This window comes from Paenibacillus sp. IHBB 3054 (assembly GCF_051594305.1).
Taxonomy (GTDB): Bacteria; Bacillota; Bacilli; order Paenibacillales; family Paenibacillaceae; genus Paenibacillus_AQ.
On record NZ_JBOFBG010000007.1, the window covers coordinates 187,599 to 210,752 of the forward strand.

At 47.1% G+C, this 23,154-nt stretch carries 27 protein-coding genes; 22 read left to right on the forward strand and 5 right to left on the reverse strand.

The annotated features are described in order from the left end of the window. Window positions 1–40: 40 nt before the first annotated feature. The 3 genes from ACQ76X_RS11235 to ACQ76X_RS11245 all read right to left on the reverse strand — a co-directional run bounded on the left by ACQ76X_RS11235 (window position 41) and on the right by ACQ76X_RS11245 (window position 3,340). Entirely contained in the window at window positions 41–1,240 is a 1,200-nt protein-coding gene (locus ACQ76X_RS11235) for an MFS transporter (protein WP_438493881.1), read from the reverse strand. Window positions 1,241–1,327: 87 nt separating this feature from the next. Beyond that, window positions 1,328–2,359, reverse strand: coding sequence for an ROK family protein (locus ACQ76X_RS11240; RefSeq protein WP_438493784.1), 1,032 nt, complete (start codon window positions 2,357–2,359; stop codon window positions 1,328–1,330). A gap of 147 nt (window positions 2,360–2,506) precedes the next feature. Next, window positions 2,507–3,340 carry an AraC family transcriptional regulator gene (locus ACQ76X_RS11245; protein WP_038590081.1) on the reverse strand — a complete coding sequence of 278 codons (834 nt, stop codon included), beginning with the start codon at window positions 3,338–3,340 and terminating at the stop codon, window positions 2,507–2,509. 157 nt (window positions 3,341–3,497) lie between these two features. On the opposite strand from ACQ76X_RS11245, the gene ACQ76X_RS11250 reads away from it, so the two are divergent. The 14 genes from ACQ76X_RS11250 to ACQ76X_RS11315 all read left to right on the forward strand — a co-directional run bounded on the left by ACQ76X_RS11250 (window position 3,498) and on the right by ACQ76X_RS11315 (window position 15,584). Continuing rightward, a complete protein-coding gene (locus tag ACQ76X_RS11250; RefSeq protein ID WP_038590084.1) occupies window positions 3,498–4,157 on the forward strand; it encodes a ThuA domain-containing protein in 660 nt (219 codons plus the stop codon). A gap of 24 nt (window positions 4,158–4,181) precedes the next feature. Next, window positions 4,182–5,285: a Gfo/Idh/MocA family protein gene (locus tag ACQ76X_RS11255; RefSeq protein ID WP_179091821.1), complete on the forward strand. Its 1,104-nt coding sequence runs from the start codon at window positions 4,182–4,184 to the stop codon at window positions 5,283–5,285. A gap of 263 nt (window positions 5,286–5,548) precedes the next feature. Then, complete coding sequence (locus tag ACQ76X_RS11260; protein ID WP_438493787.1) at window positions 5,549–6,322, forward strand: NAD-dependent epimerase/dehydratase family protein; 774 nt, start codon at window positions 5,549–5,551, stop codon at window positions 6,320–6,322. A gap of 55 nt (window positions 6,323–6,377) precedes the next feature. Then, window positions 6,378–6,572: a hypothetical protein gene (locus ACQ76X_RS11265; protein ID WP_038590093.1), complete on the forward strand. Its 195-nt coding sequence runs from the start codon at window positions 6,378–6,380 to the stop codon at window positions 6,570–6,572. A gap of 144 nt (window positions 6,573–6,716) precedes the next feature. After that, on the forward strand, window positions 6,717–7,286 hold the full coding sequence (locus ACQ76X_RS11270) for a putative ABC transporter permease (protein ID WP_341378256.1): 570 nt from the start codon (window positions 6,717–6,719) through the stop codon (window positions 7,284–7,286). Window positions 7,287–7,441: 155 nt separating this feature from the next. Continuing rightward, entirely contained in the window at window positions 7,442–7,903 is a 462-nt protein-coding gene (locus ACQ76X_RS11275) for a hypothetical protein (RefSeq protein ID WP_438493790.1), read from the forward strand. A gap of 38 nt (window positions 7,904–7,941) precedes the next feature. After that, window positions 7,942–8,415 (forward strand): NUDIX domain-containing protein, encoded by a 474-nt coding sequence (locus ACQ76X_RS11280; protein WP_438493792.1) that lies wholly within the window; start codon window positions 7,942–7,944, stop codon window positions 8,413–8,415. A gap of 24 nt (window positions 8,416–8,439) precedes the next feature. Beyond that, window positions 8,440–8,838, forward strand: coding sequence for a DUF2809 domain-containing protein (locus ACQ76X_RS11285; protein ID WP_438493794.1), 399 nt, complete (start codon window positions 8,440–8,442; stop codon window positions 8,836–8,838). A 238-nt stretch (window positions 8,839–9,076) separates the two neighbouring features. Next, window positions 9,077–9,802 carry a response regulator gene (locus ACQ76X_RS11290; protein ID WP_438493796.1) on the forward strand — a complete coding sequence of 242 codons (726 nt, stop codon included), beginning with the start codon at window positions 9,077–9,079 and terminating at the stop codon, window positions 9,800–9,802. Continuing rightward, the gene (locus ACQ76X_RS11295) at window positions 9,799–10,893 is read left to right on the forward strand and encodes a sensor histidine kinase (protein ID WP_438493797.1); all 1,095 of its coding nucleotides are present in this window, start codon (window positions 9,799–9,801) and stop codon (window positions 10,891–10,893) included. The genes ACQ76X_RS11290 and ACQ76X_RS11295 overlap by 4 nt, the downstream gene beginning before the upstream one ends. Before the next feature lie 139 nt (window positions 10,894–11,032). Beyond that, window positions 11,033–11,809 (forward strand): ABC transporter ATP-binding protein, encoded by a 777-nt coding sequence (locus tag ACQ76X_RS11300; RefSeq protein ID WP_438493799.1) that lies wholly within the window; start codon window positions 11,033–11,035, stop codon window positions 11,807–11,809. Then, on the forward strand, window positions 11,784–13,139 hold the full coding sequence (locus ACQ76X_RS11305; protein ID WP_438493801.1) for an FtsX-like permease family protein: 1,356 nt from the start codon (window positions 11,784–11,786) through the stop codon (window positions 13,137–13,139). The genes ACQ76X_RS11300 and ACQ76X_RS11305 overlap by 26 nt, the downstream gene beginning before the upstream one ends. Beyond that, the gene (locus ACQ76X_RS11310; protein WP_438493803.1) at window positions 13,136–14,644 is read left to right on the forward strand and encodes a serine hydrolase domain-containing protein; all 1,509 of its coding nucleotides are present in this window, start codon (window positions 13,136–13,138) and stop codon (window positions 14,642–14,644) included. The genes ACQ76X_RS11305 and ACQ76X_RS11310 overlap by 4 nt, the downstream gene beginning before the upstream one ends. A 148-nt stretch (window positions 14,645–14,792) precedes the next feature. Continuing rightward, entirely contained in the window at window positions 14,793–15,584 is a 792-nt protein-coding gene (locus ACQ76X_RS11315; RefSeq protein ID WP_438493805.1) for a lipid II flippase Amj family protein, read from the forward strand. 62 nt (window positions 15,585–15,646) lie between these two features. Here ACQ76X_RS11315 and ACQ76X_RS11320 read toward each other — a convergent pair whose 3' ends face one another. After that, the gene (locus tag ACQ76X_RS11320; protein ID WP_438493807.1) at window positions 15,647–16,459 is read right to left on the reverse strand and encodes a hypothetical protein; all 813 of its coding nucleotides are present in this window, start codon (window positions 16,457–16,459) and stop codon (window positions 15,647–15,649) included. Between the two features lie 346 nt (window positions 16,460–16,805). Between ACQ76X_RS11320 and pgsA the strand changes: the two genes are divergently transcribed. Genes pgsA through lepB form a run of 4 tightly spaced genes read left to right on the forward strand, consistent with a single transcriptional unit; the run spans window position 16,806 to window position 19,227 of the window. After that, entirely contained in the window at window positions 16,806–17,396 is a 591-nt protein-coding gene (gene pgsA / locus ACQ76X_RS11325) for a CDP-diacylglycerol--glycerol-3-phosphate 3-phosphatidyltransferase (RefSeq protein WP_438493809.1), read from the forward strand. 16 nt (window positions 17,397–17,412) lie between these two features. After that, window positions 17,413–18,279: an SDR family oxidoreductase gene (locus ACQ76X_RS11330; protein WP_438493811.1), complete on the forward strand. Its 867-nt coding sequence runs from the start codon at window positions 17,413–17,415 to the stop codon at window positions 18,277–18,279. Between the two features lie 30 nt (window positions 18,280–18,309). Further along, window positions 18,310–18,711, forward strand: a complete 402-nt coding sequence (locus tag ACQ76X_RS11335) for a DUF4265 domain-containing protein (protein ID WP_438493813.1) — start codon at window positions 18,310–18,312, stop codon at window positions 18,709–18,711. Window positions 18,712–18,732: 21 nt separating this feature from the next. Beyond that, window positions 18,733–19,227, forward strand: coding sequence for a signal peptidase I (gene lepB / locus ACQ76X_RS11340; RefSeq protein WP_438493815.1), 495 nt, complete (start codon window positions 18,733–18,735; stop codon window positions 19,225–19,227). Between the two features lie 4 nt (window positions 19,228–19,231). Here lepB and ACQ76X_RS11345 read toward each other — a convergent pair whose 3' ends face one another. Beyond that, window positions 19,232–19,537, reverse strand: coding sequence for a Dabb family protein (locus ACQ76X_RS11345; protein ID WP_438493816.1), 306 nt, complete (start codon window positions 19,535–19,537; stop codon window positions 19,232–19,234). 199 nt (window positions 19,538–19,736) lie between these two features. Between ACQ76X_RS11345 and ACQ76X_RS11350 the strand changes: the two genes are divergently transcribed. From ACQ76X_RS11350 to ACQ76X_RS11365, 4 genes are all read left to right on the forward strand, one after another. Continuing rightward, window positions 19,737–20,198, forward strand: coding sequence for a hypothetical protein (locus ACQ76X_RS11350; RefSeq protein WP_438493817.1), 462 nt, complete (start codon window positions 19,737–19,739; stop codon window positions 20,196–20,198). Window positions 20,199–20,356: 158 nt separating this feature from the next. Next, the gene (locus ACQ76X_RS11355) at window positions 20,357–21,391 is read left to right on the forward strand and encodes an HD-GYP domain-containing protein (RefSeq protein WP_038590137.1); all 1,035 of its coding nucleotides are present in this window, start codon (window positions 20,357–20,359) and stop codon (window positions 21,389–21,391) included. Window positions 21,392–21,593: 202 nt separating this feature from the next. Next, entirely contained in the window at window positions 21,594–22,334 is a 741-nt protein-coding gene (locus tag ACQ76X_RS11360) for a GTP pyrophosphokinase (protein WP_038590140.1), read from the forward strand. A gap of 102 nt (window positions 22,335–22,436) precedes the next feature. Then, the gene (locus tag ACQ76X_RS11365) at window positions 22,437–23,111 is read left to right on the forward strand and encodes an HAD family hydrolase (protein WP_438493819.1); all 675 of its coding nucleotides are present in this window, start codon (window positions 22,437–22,439) and stop codon (window positions 23,109–23,111) included. Window positions 23,112–23,154 lie beyond the last annotated feature (43 nt).

Consider the following 23,154-nt stretch of genomic DNA (forward strand, 5'->3'; position numbering starts at 1 on the left):
GTCTGTTTTTTAGCTTAGGAAATTATACAGCGTAAAGCCGTCAGATCAGTTCCTGTCTCCGCTTCAAATACAGATACAGCACAATTCCCGACACGGAGCAGACCGCAGCACATAATCCGATGAAACCATATCCCGCCTGCAGACCGCGAAGCAGGCCAAGCTCCGTTGTACTGCCATACATAGCTTTGACGGTTTCAATTACCCAGCCGATCAGGTAGTTTCCCACAACACTTCCGAGGCCCATTAAGGTCACAACAAAGGTAATGGCTATATCACTTCCATTGGGGTAGCGGCGCGCAATAAAGGCCATAACGGTAGGATAGATGATGGCGATTCCTGCCCCCGATAAAGCGAACAGAAATGCAAAGCTCTCCCCGCCAGCCAGAGCTATGAAGGTACAGACTGCCGAGAAGCATGAGAATATAATCAGGGAGAGCACAAATCCGATACGGTCCGTCAGCGGACCGAGCAAGAGTCGTCCGAGTGAGAACAACAGGAAGAATGCCGACAGCATGCCGGCGGCCTGGGCGGTATCCCAGGCATACGCTTTCTCCAGAAAGTTAACCAGCCAGCCGCCTACTGCCAATTCGGAAACGACGCCAAAGGACAGGATCATGACCATCATCCAGAGCGCAGGATCATGCATCAGGGTCCGGAAGGAAGTGCGGTCCTCGTGTGGCAGTTCATCGCCGGGAAAGGTGCTGCGCAGTGCGGACAGAATCGGCAGCAGACAGAGCGACAACATTACCAGGTACATCCCCCGCCAATCCAGCAGATGTCCAAACACACTTAACGACATCACTCCTGTAGCCAGCAGCGGCGCTGCGGTCGAACTCAGTCCATAGAAGAAGTGGGATAAATTCATCATCATCCCCGTATTTTTTACGAAAATGCGTGCCCCCAGAATCGCCAGCCCAATCTCCAGCATCCCGTTCCCGATGTACATCAGAAAGTAAGAGGAAGCAAACAGCGGATAGGTATGCGACAGAAAGATCAACACACCCGAGATGACCATCGAGGCGAATGCAATAATGCTGACCGCCTTGATGCCCCATTTGCGGACGAGAATAGCTGTGAAAGAACAGGCGATCAGATAGCCCAGTGCATTCAGAGAGAGCAGCGTACCGAGCTGTTGCTCATCCAGGTTGAAATCAAATTGAATCCGCGGAATCGCCGGGCCTTTAATATTTTCCGAGATCCCGAATACAACAAAGCCTAGAAAGATGGTTACGAGCTGCATGATATAGATAGTGTTAGGTTTGCTTTTGGAATTGCTTGCTTGAGCCTTCACATTAAATAGCCTCCTGAGTTTGAGATGATGCGTATTTTATTTCCGTTCAACCAGTTGGAACCGGTAGGTCAGGCTTTCCATGGTTGTTGTAATCAGTCCAGTCATGTATTCCTGCCGGGTATCATTCTGGATGATCAGCTCAGGCATATGCTCGGGCGGAATGATCTCCTGGCAGCCGCTGCGCAGATCGTCCAGCATCCCTGGCGATATATTGTCACCGGTGATCACGATCGTAGCAGGATTGATAATGCTGATAATAGATACCAGTGCATGAATTGCCAGCCTGCCGGGGTCTCCAGAACCCTGGACCAGCCGCAGCTGCTCCTCTCTGGAAATGCCGTAAGGCAGGTACGACACCTCACCGCTGAAATAGCTGTTTCCGTTAAGCAAACGTCCATTCACCATGAAACCGGCTCCGGGGTAATGGTTCTTAGGGAAAGTCAGCACGGCAAAATGACTCTCTTCATCCAGGAACAGCTTCTGATACAAGCCGTAAACCGTCAGATTCATATCATTCTCAATGATGATTTCTACCTCTTCATAGCGTTCCTTCAGAAGGATACCGAGGGGCTGATCTGCCAGCGCCGGCACATCACATATTCCAATACGGTCATGCTGAACTACCCCCGGTATGCCGATGCCAATCGCCTGCACATTCGGATGAGCCTCTATGATCTGATCCAGCCAGTCTTCGAGGGTGCCCAGAGTAATCTGATCGAATACCTTAGCGGTCTCCTCGATCACTTCACCGTTTAGATTCGCGAGCACATAGGAAATGGATTGTACGCCGCCCTCGGAACGCACGATCATACAGATCATGAAGGAATAATCCGCGTTGAACTGATACTTTCTCGCCGGTCTGCCGCCGCTGGATTCCTCCCATCCAAGTTCCAGGATTTCACCGGTCCGGACCAGTTCATTCAAGATCGTGCCGCATGTGGCCACGCTCAATCTGGTCTGCTCTGCAATGGATGCTTTCGTGCCTGTGCCGGACGTGCGCAGCATGTTTTTAACCAATTCAACATTTATTTTCTTCACCAGCTGTGTGTTGTGGGATGGTTGTGACATCTAGGAACCCTCCTTCGGGATATTGATTATCATGCTATTTTTTAAAAGAGTTTTAACAAGTGTATTGTAGTTACTATTCTGCGAAGAAGCAAGACATTATTATATGGATTGAACTTGAAAACATGAGGATAGCGATGTAACGCAGCGCTAACGCAGTTCGCTCGGTGTCCGCAGCTTGACCTGTTTAAATACACGGTTGAAGGTACGGATATTGGAGAAACCGCATTCCAGCGCGATATCCAGAATGCTTTTGTCCGTGCTCAGCAGCAGCCGTTCTGCCTGATTGACCCGGATACTATTGAGGTACGCGATGTAACTCATGCCCGAGATGCTTTTGAAGAAACGGGAGAAATAGAACAGGCTCATGTTGGCGTGACGTGCTGCGTCGGCAAGTGTGATGGGATGCATGTAATTGACGTCGAGGTATTCAAGGACCTCCTGCATGATCTTCATATTCGTAATGCGCCGCTTATCCTTATGAGGATTGACTATGTCCAGAGGCATATTCCGTAGAATCAATGCGCACAGCTCGTGCAGCAAGCCGATCATAAGCTGTTCATGATGCGGAAGCTTCTGAACATGTTCCTGCAGCAGTTCCTGCATGATCGCAGACAGGCGGCTGTTAATGACCTCATCTTCCGGTGTGGCTGGACGGTTCTCCCTAAAAGGGGAAGTGAGCCGCATATTCAGGGGCCAGCCTGCAGGAAACCCGATCAGTGAAGGGTTAAAGATAACAAAGATAAGCTTGGATTTGTTGTCCTTGCTGTCATAGTAGTGAATATCTCCGCTGCTGCAAACGGCCAGATCGCCTGCCAGAAGTACCCGTGTTTCCGAGTTGATCCCCATCCGGATTGAACCCTCCAGTACATAGATAATCTCCAGATCGTTATGCCAGTGGGCCAGAAAATCTATATTTGCACTCACAAATGCAGTGAAGGGAAAAGCTGATCCATACGTTCGGTTCTCGTGAAAAGCTCTCATAATTTCTCCTGTTCTGATCTTCCGCTATTTACACATAAACTTAGCAAAAAATGACCAGTCATTCAAGCAAAATGGCGAGCAGCCGGTACCCTTTTGGATTACAATTTCTTCAGGGTAGACACAGTTATTGATTCCAGGACAAAAAGGAGAACTTGATATGGCGAAGAAAGCATTGATTGTAAAAGGCGGATGGGATGGTCATGAACCGAATGAGGTTGCAGCGATTTTTGCGGGCATTCTGGAGGCCGAAGGGTTCGAGGTTGAGGTATCGGATACGCTGGACAGCTTCAATAACGCCGAGGCGCTTAAGGAATTAAGTCTGATTGTGCCGGTGTGGACAATGGGTGAAATCGCGGGTGAACAGGTGTCTTCCGTTCTTGCAGCTGTGGCTTCCGGGGTAGGCATTGCCGGTTGTCATGGCGGGATGTGCGATTCCTTCCGTAATAATACAGAATGGCAATTTTTGACCGGATCGCAGTGGGTGGCACATCCCTTCAACGATGGAGTGGATTATGAAGTGAATATTGTGAGATCCGGCTCCAGTCCGATTGTGGAAGGCATCCCGGATTTCATGGTGAAGTCAGAACAGTATTATCTGCATGTAGATCCAGCGGTAGACGTATTGGCTACAACAACTTTTGTGCTGAGCGAAGGGGAGCATTCGGCGAACGGTGTCATCACCATGCCAGTGGTATACACGAAGAAATGGGGCAAGGGCAAGGTATTCTATAATTCACTTGGACATCATGCGGATGTTTTTGATATTCCGGAAGCCAAGGAACTGATGCGTAAAGGCTTTTTGTGGGCTGCCAACTAAAACCGTGATAAGGGGAGAATCATTGTGCGTAAAGTGAAGGTGGGCATCGTCGGCTGCGGGAATATCAGCGGCATTTATTTTGAGAATTTGACCGGAACTTTTGTGAACACGGAGGTCTATGCCTGTTCTGATCTGGATCTGGGGAGGGCACAGCAGGCAGCGGAGAAATACGGAGTTCCTCATGTATGGACGACAGAGGAATTGCTTGCTTCGGATGAGATTGAGATTGTCGTTAATCTGACCACGCCTAATTTTCATTTCGATGTGTGTAAGCAAGCTTTATTAGCCGGTAAGCATGTGTATGTCGAGAAGCCGCTGTCGCTAACGCTTGAGAATGGAACAGAGCTTGTCCGTCTGGCGCAGGAAAAGAATCTGTTCATCGGCTGCGCGCCGGACACCTTCCTCGGAGGCGGTCTGCAAACCTGCGCCAAGCTGATTGCGGACGGCTATATCGGAGAGCCGGTAGCAGCAACGGCCTTCATGCTCTGCCATGGTCATGAGAGCTGGCATCCGGACCCTGAATTCTACTATCAAGCCGGAGGCGGCCCAATGTTTGATATGGGCCCTTATTATCTTACGGCTCTGGTATCTTTACTTGGCCCGGCCAAAACGGTATGCGGCATCACCAAAACCTCTTTTGCCACACGGACGATCACCAGTGAGAAGAAGTTCGGCAAAGTGGTTGATGTAGAAGTACCTACACATGTCGCCGGAACCATTGAGTTCGTCAGCGGCGCCGTGGCAACAATGATTACCAGCTTCGATGTCTGGCACAGCACATTGCCGCGGATCGAAATCTACGGATCGCAAGGCACATTGATCGTACCGGACCCTAACACCTTCGGCGGTCCGATCCTGCTGCGTCCGGCTCACAGCACGGAATTCCAGGAGATTCCGCTGATCTACAATTATGCCGGGAACAGTAGAGGCATTGGCGTGGCGGATATGGCCCGCTGCATCGGGACAGGAGACACCCCGCGCGCAAACGGCGAGCTGGCCAATCATGTGCTTGAAATTATGCATGCGTTCCATACAAGCTCCGATACCAAGCGCTATGCGGAGCTGTCCACCAGCTGCGAGCAGCCGAAGCTGCTGCCGCTGGGTTTGGTTAAAGGGTATCTGGAGTAGCAAATATACAAAACGAGATAAAGATAAGGATAATTTATTGCGCGAAGCATAATAATTCTTATCTTCTTAAAAAGCAGCATCCGTTTCCGGTAGTTCCGGGAACGGGCATTGCTTTTTTGTGTTGTAACAGTGCTGTTGGCATTCAAATGGCTTCTACCTGAAAATGGGTCTGGCCAGCCCGCAAATTTGAGTCATTTGTAATCTTTTCCTCTCCAGCGGTTAATAATGCATAGGATAGTAGGCTGGAAAGGGGCTTGTAATTAATGAAACGCAAACTCTTGCTAACAGGAGCGGCTGGAAGAATTGGCAATGCACTCTTCAAGGGGCTGAAAGAAAGCGGCAGATATGATGTTGTAGGAGCGGATATTCAAGCGGACGAAGAGCAAGGGATCGTTCAGATGGATATCGCTGATGAAGCTCGGCTGGCAGAGCTTACCAAGGGTGTCGACACGGTACTCCATTTTGCCTGGATTAAGGATAATGACGATTTTCTCGGTAAGGTGCTTCAAGGCAATGTAGGGAGTGCGTATAAATTATTTGAGGCGGCTGTACAGAACGGTGTGCGGCGCATTGTATTCGCCAGCTCCAATCATGCGACTGGATATTACAAGACCGATGAGAAAACAGGTCCAAGCGACCCTTACCGGCCGGACAGCTTTTACGGGTTAAGCAAATGTTATATCGAGCTGCTCGGCCGCCTATACTCAGACCAAGGCAAAATCTCTTCGCTGAATATCAGGATCGGCAACTTCCCCGGGGACGACCGCCCCCATTCGGAACGGGCAGGACATATCTGGATCTCTGAACGCGATTTGCTGCAATTAGTAGAATGCTGCATTGAGGCGGATGAGGAACTGAAATATTTGAATCTGTATGGGACCTCTGCGAATACTGACAACTATTATACCATCGGGTATCTGGAGGAACTGCTTGGATACAAGCCTCAGGATGATGCGGCTGAGCTGCTAGAACAGGCCAAGGCAGAAGGCAGGAATGTACGTCAGGATGAAACGGAATATCAGGGAGGGGTAACGTAAGATCATCGCAGATTTCTAGGGTCTCAAGCAATTTCAATTGCGGGGAGGAAATGAAATGCGTAGTCGGAACGAGAACGGCCGGTATCGGCAGAAACGCGGGGAAGCGCAGGCAGGCAACCTTGAGAAAAAGTACGGTTCGGACTTTGGTGTACGCAGCGATATGAAGCTGGAGACACTAAGAAGACAGACGGATGGCGAGTCGCTGACACCAATGCTCAAGGAACAGCATGTTAAGAATCTTAAAGAATAAACCGGCGGAGCGCCGGGGTCATATTTGGTTTCTGGACATAACCCGCGAGGGTTATGTTTTTTTGCATAACAACAGTTCTAGAATGGCATACTAGCTCCCGAATATATGTGTGGTAATCCTCACAGGCAGGGGGCGGAACAGATCGTGATTACACCGGTGCTACCGCTGGACAGCTATGCAGCTGTTGCAGTTGCGGGAGAATATTTCTTTTACTTTATGGTCTATTCCTTTCTGGGCTGGGTGCTGGAAGGATCGTATAATCTCTACAGTCAGGGAACCTTTCGTAAAGAGGGGTTTCTGAAGGGGCCTTTTAAGCCGATGTATGGCTGCGCTCCGCTGCTCCTGCTGGCCGCCAAGGATTTGCAGCTGCCGGTTCCGCTATTGCTTGTGCTTGCGCTGATCATTCCTTCAGCAGTGGAGTATGCAAGCGGGTGGCTGCTGAAAGCGGCTTTTCACAGGCAATGGTGGGATTATAAGGAGCTGCCGTACCAGCTGCACGGGCATATCTGCCTGAAGTTCTCCTTATACTGGTGGGGGCTGGCTACAGCATGCATATACCTCCTCCAGCCAGTTATGGAAGGATTGTATACGGTCATTGAACCGTTATGGGGAATGGTGCTGCCGATGGCTGCCCTGTTGTTTCTTGCTGATTTACTTTGGACTTGCCGGGTCCGGCGGCGGGGGTTGAAGGGGCTGGAACTCGGGGAAGGTTAGAAATGAACATTTGAATCATGTTTCTCTCAGAAACGGCTATCTTCCTATCAGGAAGGTCAAGCCGTTTCTTTCTTGTTTTCAGACAAGGAATCTCTGGCAGTTGTGTCAAATATAGAGACAGAGGATGATGAAATTACATCCTGACAGGAGGAATTATGAAAGGAATCATGAAATACAGTAGAACTATTATGCTTTTGGAAGCAGTCATTATAGCTGTGTTGGCAGCTTTATTGATCCTTAATTTCATTGAGCGGCCGTCCAGGTCAAACGATCAGCCGAATTTAATTACACATTTTGACCAGATGGATTTGGACAGGATCAAAGAAATGATTCAGCGGTTTGAGGATGGCAAGGGTGACAATCTTACTCTGCTGAATTGGGGGATAGACAGCGGGCCATTTATCCATGATTTCTATAATGATGGGCGGGAGCTGCACTGGACATTGGACAATACACGGGACAGCATGAGTTCCGGCACAGGGAAGACCGAATATGTATGCAAGGAGATCGGGCTTGAAAATACCACTGATTATTATAGAGTAAACTTGTCAAAGTGCAGCGGCTATCCTAAGGAAGAAAAGATCAACATTATTTCCTTCCACAAGGATGAGCTGTAGACTTACTCTGGCAAGGTTACATAAAGGGGGAAATGAACATGCCAATCTCGGAATACTACCGTGCTTTGCGTGAGAAGATAGGCTCCGGGCTGCTGATGGTGCCATCTGTAGCGGCAGTAATCAGAAATGACGACGAGGAGATTCTCTTTATTCGTAAAGGAAAAGAGCAGTTGTGGGGCTTGCCTGCCGGAGCGGTTGAACCCGGTGAAACTCCATCCAGGGCGCTGCGCAGAGAGGTCTTTGAAGAGACAGGGCTGATGGTGACACCCGGGCGGATCATTGGGGTATTCGGCGGCGAAAAGTATGCATACCAGTACAGTAATGGGGACATGGTTGAGTATTCGGTAATAGTGTTTGAATGCTCGATCGTCAAAGGCACGCCGAGAAGCATGGACGGAGAGGCGGAAGAATTTAAATTTTTCAAGGAACAGGAGCTGCCCGAAATTGCCATCCCTTACCCCCGGGAGATTTTTATGCAGGATTCCGGTAACGGGGATGCGATATTTGAATAGAACGGGGATCCGGAAAGGGACAACATGAGAGGAAAATTTGCTTACAGCATCGCTATGCTATTGATGATGGTGCTCGGATTCGGTTCCAGAGCATTTGCAGACCAGCTGCCGCTGTTTATCTCCAGGCATTTTGGAGATGCGCTGTGGGCGGCCATGATTTACTTTGCCTTTCGCGTATTGCTTACCCGGCAACAACGGTGGATTTCGGTAGTGCTGAGTTTCGGCTTCAGCTTTGGCATCGAGTTTAGCCAGCTCTACCAAGAAATATGGATTAATGAGCTGCGTGCCACTTTATTGGGAGGATTAATTCTCGGCAAAGGTTTCCTCTGGATTGATTTGATCAGATATTCAGCAGGGATTTTGTTCTCTTATGTGGCGGACCGCTTTGGCTTCGCAAGAATTCGTGCTAATAGGAAAGGATAGGGTAGAGTACTGTTCAATCATAGCCATCCTACCAATATTCAGTAGAAGCTTCTCCAAGCTGAAATCTTGATACTCCTGCCAACTGGACGGGTGATATCACAAGAAACGGAGCCACTTAACCCTGAGCGATTGTTAACGCATGTGTTTCTGAAGGGGGGAATACTCTGTATTCTTGTGTGTTTCAACATTTTGCTATACTAATAGTTGGCATACACGGAAAGCTTGAAGGAGGAATCATATGTACCGGATTTTCATTGTGGAGGATGATAGTAAAATTAGTGCCCTTCTAAAAAGGAATATGGAGAAATACGGATTTGAAGCATCTTGTGTAACGCAATTTCGCGAAATAATTACTGAATTTGAGGCGTATGATCCACATTTGGTGATGCTTGATATTAATCTGCCGTACTTTGATGGCTATTATTGGTGCAGACAAATACGTACACGCTCCAACCTGCCGATCATCTTCATATCGGCGCGGGCGAGTGAGATGGATCAGGTAATGGCCATAGAGAACGGCGGTGATGATTACATTACGAAGCCAATTCATTTAGACCTTTTAATCGCGAAGGTAAAAAGTATTCTAAGGAGAGTTTACGGGGATTATGCGGCTTCTAACGGGAATGTCTTGCTGCCCGACAGTGAATTTAATGCACATGGCTTACGACTGAATCTAAGCCGTAATGAACTTATATGGCAAGATCAGAAAACCCAGATTACAAAGAATGAGCAGTTGTTAGCTGAATGCTTCATGCAGCAATACGGAAGAACCGTCTCGCGGGATCAACTTCTGGGAAAGTTATGGGACAATGCACAGTTTATCGATGACAACACGTTAACGGTCAACGTGACAAGGTTGCGGAAGAAGCTGGAGGAACTTGGTCTGCCTAATGCGATCACGACGGTTCGTGGTATGGGTTATAAACTGGCCCTGGGCGAGGAGCAGGGGGAGCTTGGCTCATGAGATTGCGATCGGTTGCTTTATTTTTTCGTGATCGGCTAATTTTTGTATTATCAACGTTTGCAATTATTGGGGTTGGTGCCTGCTTAATGCTGCTGGAAAATGCGCGTTATCCTGGAATGATGGATAAGAGCACGATTTTTTATTTTGTGGCTGCAGCTGCTTTTATTGGGGTACTTGGATTGCTTATTGACTATATTCGAAATCGTGAATATCACAAACAGCTCAGAAATGCGGTTGAAGGATCTGATGAATTGCAGGCGGCAGCGATCGTGCAGTCAGCCGTTACGGCAGAGCAGCAGATGGTCATACGCTTGTTGGACCGGCAAAACAGCGCTTATTTGAATAAACTTGGCGCATATCGCCGCCAGCAAGAGCTCCACAACCATTTTGTTCTGCAGTGGGTGCATCATATGAAGACCCCTTTATCGGTTATAGATATACTCTTGCAAGAAAGCCTGAAGCAGATGCCTTCTTCTGAAGAGGAGCAGAAAGAGCTTATTCTCAGTCTGCATGAAGAGGCTGATCGAATGACGAGAGGTCTGGAGATGCTACTGTATACCGCGCGTCTCGATAAGTTCGAAATGGATATTCATCTCAAAAAAGTGCCGCTGCACAACGTAATTCGTGAAGTTCTGATTGCACACAAGCGGCTTTGTATCCGTCATGCCGTAATCCCGCAAATTGATGGTGAGGCATGGCCGGAAACGGATGAGAAGTGGATAACAGTCGTACTAAATCAAGTAGTAAGCAATGCAATTAAATACAGCAAACACAAACAAGGCATGAAAAGCCTTGTTTTTCACTTAGAGCAGAATACAGAAACAGGTTGTAAAATTAGCATAACAGATGAGGGGAGCGGCATAGCAACGCACGATCTACCACGAATATTTGATCCTTTCTTTACCGGTGAGAATGGACAATCTGCAGGAGAATCGACGGGAATGGGATTGTATTTGGCGAAGCAGGTGTGCGGCAGACTAGGTCACATACTATCGGTAACGTCGGAACTAGGCATGGGTACGACTTTTACAATCACTTTTCAACCTGGGAGTATACATATACTAGGCGGCAAAACAGGAAAAAGCATGTAGGCTATGTGACAACTTTGTTATGTGTGAAGTGTGATTTTGTAATATAAATCGATGGGTTCAGCGTGCATGGCCAGCTATACTAAATTTTGTTAAGACATACAGACTATGCAGACTGAAACGGGGGGAGGAAAATTGAATAATGACTTTACTTGAAGCGCAGGGGTTGAGTAAAACTTACAGTTCCAAAGGCAATGTTGTTTGTACAGCTTTACATGACATTGATTTACGTGTAGAAAGCGGCGAATTTGTCGGTGTTATGGGGCCATCCGGAAGTGGCAAGACAACGTTGCTAAATCTGCTCGCAGCAATTGATCGTCCAACGGCCGGATACATAGAAATTAATGGTATTGATCCGAGTAAGCTCAGCAATAAAAATTTGGCGTTTTTCAGAAGGCGCGAGCTTGGTTTCATCTTTCAGGATTTCAATTTGCTGGACTCGCTGTCCATCAAAGAAAACATTATCTTGCCGCTTGTACTGGAAGGGGTGGCCCCTAAGTTAATCGAACATAGATTGTATATGCTAGCCGAGCGGTTAGAAATTGCCAAACTGTTGAACAAACGTACGTATGAGGTGTCTGGTGGTCAGAAGCAGCGAGCGGCTATTGCACGTGCCTTCATTAATGAACCGTCGTTAATGCTTGCAGATGAGCTGACCGGCAATCTGGATTCGAAGTCGGCGAAGGATGTGATGGATTCGTTGAAGGAGTTGAACGAACGATGGAAGGCAACGGTGTTAATGGTGACTCACGACCCGTTCTCAGCAAGCTATTGCCAGCGTATTGTATTTATTAAGGACGGAAGAATCTTCTCGGAAATTCGGCGGGGCTCCAATCGGCAAACGTTTTTCCAACAAATATTGGACGCCCTGAGCGTGCTCGGAGGGAATTTTAATGACGTTCCGTTCGCTCGCGCTTAGCAACATTCGCGGCAACTGGCGGTCGTACAGCGCATTTTTTATGAGTTGTGTGTTCTCTGTAATGATCTTTTACATGTATGCAGCGTTTCTTGCTCATCCCGACCTCGCGAGTGGCCATATCTTAGGGTCTGTGCAAGTAAAACAGGGGATGTTGTTCTGCCAATACATTATCGTTGTTTTCTCGTTTCTGTTTGTACTTTATTCCAGTTCGGCGTTTTTGAAGTCGAGGAGGAAGGAATTCGGTCTTCTTTCTTTGTTTGGAATGACGCATCGGCAGCTTCTTATACTTATTATTTTAGAAAGTACAGTTATAACGATTACGGCCATTGGGGCTGGTATTGGCTTGGGCATTTTTTTCAGCAAGCCATTCTTTATGGCACTCGCTGTGCTGTTAGGGTTGAAAGACCCGATCCCGGTTGCCATACCGCTACGTTCGGTATGCATGACGGCTAGTAGTTTCTTCATGCTGTTCACACTCATTTCCTTGGGAACGGCGATGCGGGCGAGACGTACGGAAATTGTTGTTTTGCTTAATGCAGCGGGCGGCTCGAAAGAGAAACTCGTTTATTCGCCATGGCTTGCTGTGCTTTCGGTCGTATGCATAGCAGCCGCATATACTATGGCTCTAATGTTAAATGTAAAGAACTTCAACATGCTGGCGCTGTATATTTTGCTTACCATTTTGCCTGGAACTTACCTGTTATTTACGCAGTTTAGTGGATTGCTGCTTCGATTTATCCAAAGTTGTACAGCCATATACTACAACCGAACGAATCTGATCGTATTCGCTCAGCTTGACCAAAAGCTGAAGGGGAATGCACGAATGCTGTTTATTGTATCAATTTTAAGTGCGGTTATATTAACGGCCTCCGGTACGATTTATATGCTTGGACTTGCGGTGCAACTGGACGATATCAAGACGCAGTATGATGATGCCCAAGGAGTGATATCACTAACGATGTTTATTGGGGTGTTCATCAGTTTGCTGTTTATCATAGCCTCCGGCAGCTTGATTTACTTTAAACTGTTTACGGAACTGCAGGAAAATCAGGCGCAGTATAAGGCGCTGACCCGAATCGGGATGTCTTCAGGCGAGCTTCGGAGAATTGTTGTTACGCAGACTGGTATTCTATTCTTCGTGCCCTGTCTCGTTGGCATCGTTCATGCGCTAGTCGCGCTCAAAGCACTGGACAACCTGCTTATGGTATCCAATTGGGTCTATTCGTTCGTCATTATCGGCATTTATATGGCCATGCAGACGATTTATTTCCTAGTTGCCTGCAGCAGCTATATGAAAATCATTAATTTGACCAAGGAGCATCAGTTATGAAATCTTCATTAAAAATAGTTATTTTAATGATCGCTATTATTCTGTCGACTAGCGGTTATTCACAGATTACTGCTAACGCTGACTCAGGCGACTCAAATAAAAAAATACAGAGGATCGAACGCTTTGTTGAAGAACAAAGAAGTAAGAGTAAAACTCCGGGAATCTCGCTAGTCATTGTAGAGAAGGGAAAAACGATATATCAGAAAGGTTTCGGTTATGCGGATGTAAAGACGAAAAAACCAGTGACCGGTGATACTTTATTTGAAATAGGCTCAACAACGAAAGCTTTCACAGGTCTAGCCATTTTGAAATTGGAAAAAGAGGGGGTGTTAAAACTAACCGATGATGTCAAGAAGTATATACCGTGGTTGGAATTAACTTATAATGGTGAGCCGCAAACGATCACTCTAAATCAGCTCCTTCATCATACTAGCGGAATAGCATCGAATACCATAGCCCACATTCCTGAAGATAATACAAATGAAGCGTTAGAACTAACCGTTAAAACATTACTGGATCAGCAGCTAGATCGTAAACCGGGAAGCTCCTTCGAATATGCAACAATCAATTATGATGTATTGGGACTCGTGATCGAGATTGTAACGAAGATGCCTTATGATATTTATATGAAACAGCATATTTTAGAACCGGCCGGAATGAAGGATTCGTTTGTTGGGCTGCATCAATCCCAGTCCAAAGAGCTGGCTACCGGATATAAAATAGGATTTATGAAAGCACAAGCCTACTCATCACCTATATATCGAGGGAATATACCAGCTGGATATATTATCAGCAATGCGAACGATATAGCGAAATGGATGAATCTGCAGCTAGGAACTGATCCGAGCAATGCTATGGATAAACAGTTAATAAAAGAATCACATGTTCCTGACCAAACTGTGGAGCCTTTTGATGTGGATACTTACTATGCTAGCGGATGGGGAATCCAGACCAAAAAAGATAAACAATATATACTTCATGCCGGAGAGAATCCGACATATACTTCGTATTTCATCATGCAGCCCGATGAACAGTTGGGGGTAGCGATATTGACCAATATGAAAACGAGTTTTACAACTGCGATAGGTCAAGGAGTTATGGATCTGTGGGAGGGGAAGGACGTAACCAACAGTCACTCTGACAGCTACCAAAATTTAGACCGAATCGTGACAATCGTATGTATAGTCGTCGGCTGTTTCGGTGTATTATTCATATCTTTGATAATAAGAGTTATGGTGAAACTCGCTCGAAAACAACGGATTTGGACAAAGTTAAATGTAAAAAGGATCCTGTTGCTACTACTACATACATTGATCATTGCGGCAGGTTTGACATTAATGATTATGTTTCCGAAAATTTTACTTGGAGGATTGCCTTGGGCATTTATAAAAGTATGGGCTCCTACTACGATCTGGGTGACTGTTAAAGGCGCTATAACCGTATGCATCATCTATTATATCTTTGGATTAATGCTCATTTTTTCAAAGAAAATGAAAGTATCATAAAGACAAAGTAAGCTTGTTCAAGAGGTACGAGAACTTGGGGATGGACGAAACGATCCACCCGGGCTCTCGTTTTCTTGCGTAATTCCAAACACTTCAGGAGGAAGCAGATTGATCTAGATAAATTTATAAATGGAGATGATTTCGACAAATGACAAACAGTCTAATCGTGGTATGCCTGCTGACAATGATCATTCATACGGCAGAAACCCTGTCGTATTCCGTTCGCTTTGCCGGAGTGAAGCTGAACAAGATCGCCATAGCATTATCGTTGACCGGAATTATTGTACTAGTATCCAGAACGGCTAATATGATCCAAGCACCGCTTACCGCCAAATTTGTTGACTTTGCCAAAACACACCCTGAATTTCCCTTAATCAATTATTTGCGGATCATCATGCTGGCTTCATCGCTTGGCACTTTGATAGCGATTGCTATATTCCCTACCTTCGTGGGCCTGTTTGGAAGAGTGATTTCCAAGCTGGAGGTGGAAGGCTCTATTCCGAAGCTGCTGACCAGCGTCACCATCGGCCAGCTTAAGAACACGCGGAAATATATCAAAAAACCGAAAATAAAACTGCCCAGCTTCAGATATCTCGGCATTCCCAAACGTTTTATTATCATGAATATCTTTGTTACTGCGTTCTATACCGTAGGGGTGCTCTCCTCATTGTACGCAGCGCATTTATCGCCAGAATTCAGCACAACTGCCTCTCAAGCTTCAGGACTTATCAACGGGCTGGCTACAATCCTGCTGACCATCTTCATCGACCCGCAGCTTGGCATTATCACGCACAAGGCTACGGAGCATTTGGAATATCGCGACCAGTTGGGAAAAATCTATGTGCTGCTGATGGGCGCACGTTTCCTCGGAACCTTGCTGGGCCAGCTTGTGCTCGAGCCGGCTTCTTATTTCATCAGCTGGCTGGTACAGCTGATATAATGCACAGGCCACACTGCGCCGAAACAGGCGTTGCAGTGTGGCTGTTTCTTTGGGCAGCAGCTTTACTTCGGAATCTTGGATTCCGCTGTCCGGAGCGCAGCAGATATCTTCTGCTCCCAGCTGTACATCTGCTGAACCATGACGCGTATTTCGCTCATCTTGGCATAAGACAGCTTCATCCCCGCAGCGGCTGCAACAGCGTCTCCTGCTTTGACAGCGGCTTTATAACGTTTGTCAGCTTCAGAACGTATAGCTAGCAGCTCGCTTACTTTTTTGTTCTCTGCGGTAATTTGCTTCCGGAGAGCAGAAACCGGTACAAGAGCATCCTTTGTTGGTTTGATTTTGGCAGCGGTAGACTTCCGCGCTTCAGCAAGGGCTGTAGTCTTCACTTTGATCTCCGCACGGGCAGCGGTTGCAGAGGCCTTCAGTTTGTTGCGCTTCAGATTCAAGGAAGCGGCAGACTTCTGATTATTGGCTTTACGGGCGGCTGAGGCCTGCTTGCCGAGTGTCGTGTACTGTTCCAGCAACGGTGCATGCTTCTTCTGCATCGCTTCAGCCTCGGATTTCAGTCTGTTGAGGAGAGTCTGGTTAATGGACTGAAGCTGCGAATTAATCGCGGAAAGATCGCTGGTATTTTGTTTGCGCAGCGTCTGATTCCTCGAAATTTCAGCTTTAAGCGTAACCTGCAGTCCGGTGTAATCTTCATATAAATCATGAAATTCTTCCAGCGCGGAGTCCCAGTCTCCTGCTGCTGCGGCCAGCGGACTATTGCCCGTAAGGAGCACTAATACAATTAGCAAACCAGCCAATCTTCTGAAATAAACGGGCACAGCCTTTCTGTTCCTGGAACTTTCCTTGCCTGCCGAATAAATCATCTTCTTCATCTCCTGTCTGAATTGCGTTAAAGCGCACAAAAAAAGCACCCCCAAGAAAGGCATAAATGCCTGTCCTGCGAGGTGCTTCGCCCGCTCAACGTATATATTTGTTACTCACTATAGCTTGAAATTAATGGATAGTCAAGAGCGAAGTGGAACGCCAGTTCGTTTTATTGAAAATATATGAATTTATATGCTTCACGCTATATATTATCCTTCTATTTCTCGCTGAAACGGATACCGTCCTTTTGAGGACGGCGAAGCCGTTTCTGCTTGCTTAACTACATTTCCAGATATAACCTATTCTATGATATGATGAGTGAAAGAATATACAAGGAGGACGTCGATGAATCTGGCAAATAAGATAACCGTAACGCGCATATTAATGATTCCGGTTTTTGTAATGCTGTTTCCTATATATCCGGATTGGTTAGTCAGCAAATCAGCTCTTCTGCAGCATATTGATGAGTATGGAGTTTATTATGCTGCCGCTGTATTTATTCTGGCCTCGGTTACAGATAAACTGGACGGTTATATTGCAAGAAAATATAATCAGATTACGAACCTTGGCAAGCTGCTGGATCCGTTGGCCGACAAACTGCTGATCTCGGCAGCATTGATCTTAATGGCGGGCCGGCACGATATCGCTGCCTGGGTTGCCATTATTATTATCGGCAGAGAGTTCATTATAACAGGGATCAGAATGACGGCATCCGCGCAAAAAATCGCCCTGCAGGCCGATAAGTCCGGAAAACTGAAAATGGTATTTCAAGTGGCGGCGTTCTTCGCAGTCCTGTTAAACAATTGGCCATTCAGCTTCATCACGGCTATCCGCATTGATCAGATGCTAATGTACTGTGCGCTTGTCCTGACTGTCTATTCGGGTTATCTATACATAAAGAATAATTACCGTATACTGAAGCTTGATCAACATTGAACAGAAGGAGGTACATGTGATTCACAATAACAAACAACCCTATGACAAAATAGCGCTTATCACTGGAACCTCCAGCGGGTTTGGGATGCTCAGCGTACTTACCCTTGCGGAGAAAGGGTATCAGGTTATCGCTTCTATGCGGGATTTAAGCCGCAAAGACGAGCTGGTGCAACAGGCTGAGCAAGCTGGAGTTCTAGGGCAAATTCATCTAGTGACGATGGATGTGACAGATACGGCATCCATAGAGTCGGCTGTCTCGGAGATCATTGAGAAGTACGGCAGGGTCGATGTTTTGGTTAACAATGCAGGTTTTGCTGTCGGCGGCTTTATGGAGGAAGTAAGTATGGAGGAGTGGCGCCGGCAGATGGATACCAACTTTTTTGGTCTGGTGGAGGTCACCAAGAACATCATTCCCCTGATGCGCAAGCAGCAGACGGGCACTATTATAAATGTCAGCAGCGTGAGCGGACTGTTCGGATTTCCCGGTTATGCGCCATATGCCGCTTCAAAGTTCGCGGTTGAGGGCTTCAGCGAGAGCTTGCGCCAGGAATTGTTGTCATTTGGCATAAGGGTTGTGCTGGTGGAGCCCGGATCTTTCCGTACGTCTATCTGGGGCAAAGGGATAGCGGGAATTCAGAGCCTGGCCGATTCACCGTACAAGGAGAAGCTGGAAGAGGTGCTGCGCTATTCCCGGAGAACCGCTGAGACGGCTCCCGATCCCCGGCAGGTGGCTGAGCTGATTGGGCGTATTGCCGCAATGTCCGCACCGAAGCTCCGCTATCCCGTTGGGAAAGGGACAAGAACGCTGATTCTCGGTAAAACGCTGTTGCCCTGGAAAACGCTGGAGCGCATCATCGCCCGGTCGCTCGCAAAACTGAAATAAACTTTACTTCATAAGAATTGAGGTGTGACCATGCCGGATACTGTGGGGCTGCACATATGCTTCGACGAGCTTGGCCGTGAGATTGAGATCCTTGATGTGACCCCCGTAGCGCGGGATAAATACCGCATTGAAGAGACACCGATCTTTAACCCGGGCATCGCGTTAGGCGACATTATCAGAGTGAAAGAGAAGCAGGGCATTTCATATTACGTGGAGACGGTGGAAAAATCCGGGTTCAGAAGATATGCCTGGCTGCTCAGCAAGGAGGCGGCAAGCTCGAAGGAGATCCGGGATATGAAGCAGCGCATCGAGGACGACGAGGGGATAACGGAGCAGATCTTCGGCGGTTTGCTTGTCATCCATATGCCCCATAACTCTGGGATTGATGTCGAAGGCGAAATGGCCAGAATTATTGAACGATTTGAACTCTAAACTAATCAACTGAGGTGGCAAATGAAAAAGTTTCTGAAGCAATGGGTGCCTAGCATCCTTATCGGGGTTGTCCTGTCCTTATTTATCCGTACTTATGTTGCCGAGGCGATGCGCGTGCCTACCGATTCAATGGATCCAACGATCGAGGTTAACGACCGTCTTGTCGTAGAGAAAATGCTCTGGCTGACCACGCTGAAACATGGCGATATTGTTGTGTTTATTCCGCCAGTAGAGGGCGTGCAGAAAAAATACGTCAAACGGCTGATGGGATTGCCGGGAGACACTATTGAGATTAAAGATGGAGCTTTGTTCAGAAACGGGGAGAAGCTCGACGAGCCGTATCTTAAGGAAACGATGAACTATATTTTCGGGCCGGTCACCGTCCCTGCGGACCACTACTTTTTCCTTGGTGACAACCGGAATGTCAGCTATGATGCCCATTTGTGGCCGACGCCTTTTGTGGCCAAGGATAAGCTGATCGGCAAGATGCTCGTCGACATCAGTGATCTGTTCTAACCCGTTACTTCGTGATGGGATAATCAACAACTACGACATTTTCAATAATCCCCTCTAACAGTTCAACAAAATGGCGGTGTGCCGGATGCGGCCCGTATTGGCGGAGGGCTTCCTGATCTGCAAAGGTCACGCGAAGCCCTAGTGTGTATCCATGCATATTCTCAGTCTCTTCCGTGACATTCACACCTGCCGTAAGGTCTACGATTCCTGGTATTTGGTCCTTTAAACCCAGAAGTGTCTGCACCAGCAGCGCTTCTTTTTGTGGTTCATAATGCTCATTGAATTTAAATATAACAAGATGCTCGAACATTTTACAACCTCCTGAAAGTTTTGTGAGCAATGCTCCTTTGTTTAACATCATCACAAAACTGCTTCGGAAGCATACGCTTAGTTTTGTGAGCAATCGCTCCATGGTTTAACTTCATCGCAAAACTGTTTTGGAAGCAAACGCTTGGTTTTGTGGAGTGTAGTTTCAGTATACAACACAGGTCTCGTGAAAGGAGTATATTATGCCGGATACTTTTGCAACAAACATCAAATTCCCCTTAGCTTTAAGATCAATGCTGGGTATGGTTTTCTCGATCGTCATCGAAATTCAAATAATTCATATAAATTCAGCTAACACGGCTCATCCTCACCCCGCACTGAGTTATTTCGTAGTAACTTGGCTCTGCGTCTGCGGTTTGTTACTATTGTTTTTCATGTTTCAAGCGCTGCGGAAGACAACTGAAATTAAATGGGGGAGAGAGTCCATCTTTCTCCGAAATAGAAGGCTGTTGCCGGGAGAGATTAAGTGGATTATGATTGATGGTCCTTTAATCGGTATCATGCCAAGAGGCAAACGTATCGTACCTGTCAATCTATGCTTCAGATTTATGGATGACCGGGAGCAGGCGATGAAAGGGTTGACCAGCTGGGCTGAAGTAAACGGGGTCCAGCTAAAATACAAAAGATTTTTAAAATGGATGTAAAATCATACCGGTGGGGGCTAAAGTAGGGGATTCATTTGAACTATGCCGGCGGCGTGAATGCGACTTTCACCATATTGTTACTTTGAGCACTTTTGACTATGATCAAGTAAAGCTCTGGGAATTTATTGATTCCTGTACATAAGAAGGGGTGCTGATACTTGAAAGTACATGTCACAGATCTCAAAAATGGCGATTGCCTTATCACGGACACTTTCAATAGTCTGGGCCTGCATGTTCTCCCTAAGGGAACTGTCGTAGAACGGGAGGAAATTACCATCCTGATGCGGCACAAAATAGATTATGTGGATATTGAGGCGCGCTTGCTGTCCCGTGATGGGGAAGATGCGGATTTAACCCACGGTTTGAATGAGGATTTTGATCTCGCGATACAAAATTACGAATCTATTTTTATGGAGGCGCTGGCTCAGGGAAGCTTTAGCCCGTCCATGGTGGACGGCACACTGCGGCCGCTGCTGGAAACACTGGATGCGCAAAAAGATGTGGTTTCTCTGCTGCTCCTGCTTGACCGGGACGATATTGACACCTATCAACACTCTTTGCTGGTAGGGATGCTGTCTTATTATATTGCTTCCTGGCTTGGCTATTCCAAAGAGGAACGGTACATGATCAGCCGTGCCGGCTATCTGCATGATATCGGCAAGAGCCAGGTGCCATTGTCCATTCTGAATAAAGTTGGACTGTTGAACGCTATCGAGGAAGACGAGCTGAGACGCCATACTTCCCACGGCTACGATATCATTCGCAGTTCTATGAAGGATGAAGGTACAGCGCTCGTAGCGCTGCAGCATCATGAGTTTGAGGATGGTTCAGGTTATCCGAACATGATCCGTAAAGGTGAAATTCACCCGTATACCGAAATCGTCACTGTAGCAAACATTTACATGGGACTTACAACTTCGCGACTGAACCAGCCCAAACAGGGGTTGGTTACCGTGCTGCGCCAAGTGCATGAGATGGGCTTCGGCAAGCTGAACGGTAATGTAGTACAGGCGCTTACAGGACATATGCTGCCAGGCTTCGTAGGCAAGAATGTCCGGCTCAGCAACGGGGAAATAGGCACTATCGTGATGAATAATCCGCTGGATCTGTTCAAGCCGCTGGTAAAAGTGAATGAAACGTTCAGAGATTTGTCACGGGAACGCAGCCTGTCGGTTGAAGAGGTATTTATCTAAACGGTATAGGTGTATCACCAAGCCAGCTTATAGCAAAGGCTATCCGACCGGTCTGTAGCAGACCCCATCGGATAGCCTTTTTGTGTACCGCCGGATTTGAATTCAGCCGGTAGATTGGCTATGATGAATGAAAGATTACTATAAGGATCGGCAGCCGAATGGACATGCAGGACTTATAGAAGTTAGAAGAGGAGAACTAAATATGAATGTCGACAACAACCAGATGGAGAATTTAAAACAGATCAAACACGAATTGACCCGCTTTATGATGATTTATAGATTCGCTCTGGAGGAAATGGAGACCAAGATTGAAATTTTGAAACAGGAGTTTCAGATCCTTCATGACTACAGCCCGATAGAGCATACCAAATCACGGATCAAATCCCCGGAGAGCATTATGAGTAAAATGCTGCGCAAGAACAGCGAGCTTTCGCTGGCTGCCGTGAAATCAAGCATCAAGGATATCGCCGGCCTGCGAATCACCTGCTCGTTTATCTCGGATATATACAGTGTCAGTGAAATGCTGCAGAAGCAGGATGATCTGAAGGTGCTTGAGGTTAAGGACTATATTAAGAATCCGAAACCAAACGGGTACCAGAGCCTGCATCTGCTTGTGGAGGTTCCGGTATTTCTGTCGGACTGCACAGAGCTGGTATGTGTTGAAGTGCAGATCCGTACGATTGCGATGGACTTCTGGGCTAGCCTTGAACACAAAATTTTCTATAAATACAGCCAGTCGGTACCTGAACATCTGACCCGCGAACTCAAACAAGCCGCTGATAAAGCAGCTGATCTTGATCTGCAAATGGAACGCCTGCACCGCGAGATTCAGGAAATTAAAGACGCCCAGGAGGACGATTCCTTTGAAGAATTGCGCCGGATCATCCTCAACAACCAGCAATTACATCTGCCCGCCGATTTCATCAAGCTGTTAGGGAATTAGTCATAGTCTAAGCAGTGCTGATGCGTATAGCATGTACATATATTTACTGGAATTCACCGGCAGTGTTCGTAGCGGCACGCTTTAATCTGTAGGAGGAAGTTCATGAAACCATACAAAGTGATTAGCCTGGATATGTTTCAGACACTGGTAAATATCCAGGGCCGGACGGGTAATGTGTGGAGGCCGATCCTGCGGGAGCGCTATAGCGAGGAACGGGCGGCAGAGCTTGGCGGGCTGCTGTTAAGCCACTATTACAAGGCCGCGACAACAATCCGCGATTCCGGGGTCTACTGGACCAGCAGAGAGATATACAGCGACAGCTTCCAGAAAGTGTTTCAGCAGGAGGCAATGGAGTATGATTACCTGCAGGCAGTAGATGTTTTATTTGCCGAACACCGTTTGTCAGAGTTGTATGAGGAGACGGAGCATTTTTTGCAGCGGATCACTGGAGACTATCAAGTGTGTATTGTCAGCGATACAGATGTGGGGATGCTTCCCGATTTCTACAAGAGTTATCCTATCAGGCTGTTTACTTCAGAAGAGTACCTGTCGTATAAGAATGACAGCCATAACCGGATGTTTGGCGAAGTTATTGCGCATTATGGTGTAGAACCCGGACAGATTATCCATATTGGTGATTCTGTTTCAGATGTGCTGGGAGCGGCAAGAGCAGGCATTAAGGCCTGCTGGCTTAACCGGAATCAAGAGGTCTGGAACCATGAGGTGAAGCCGGATTATACGGTGAAGAATTTGGATGAGTTTTACGAGTTGCTATAAAGCTGCGCGAATTATGCACGTCAAAGAGAGGCCGTTCCGGAAG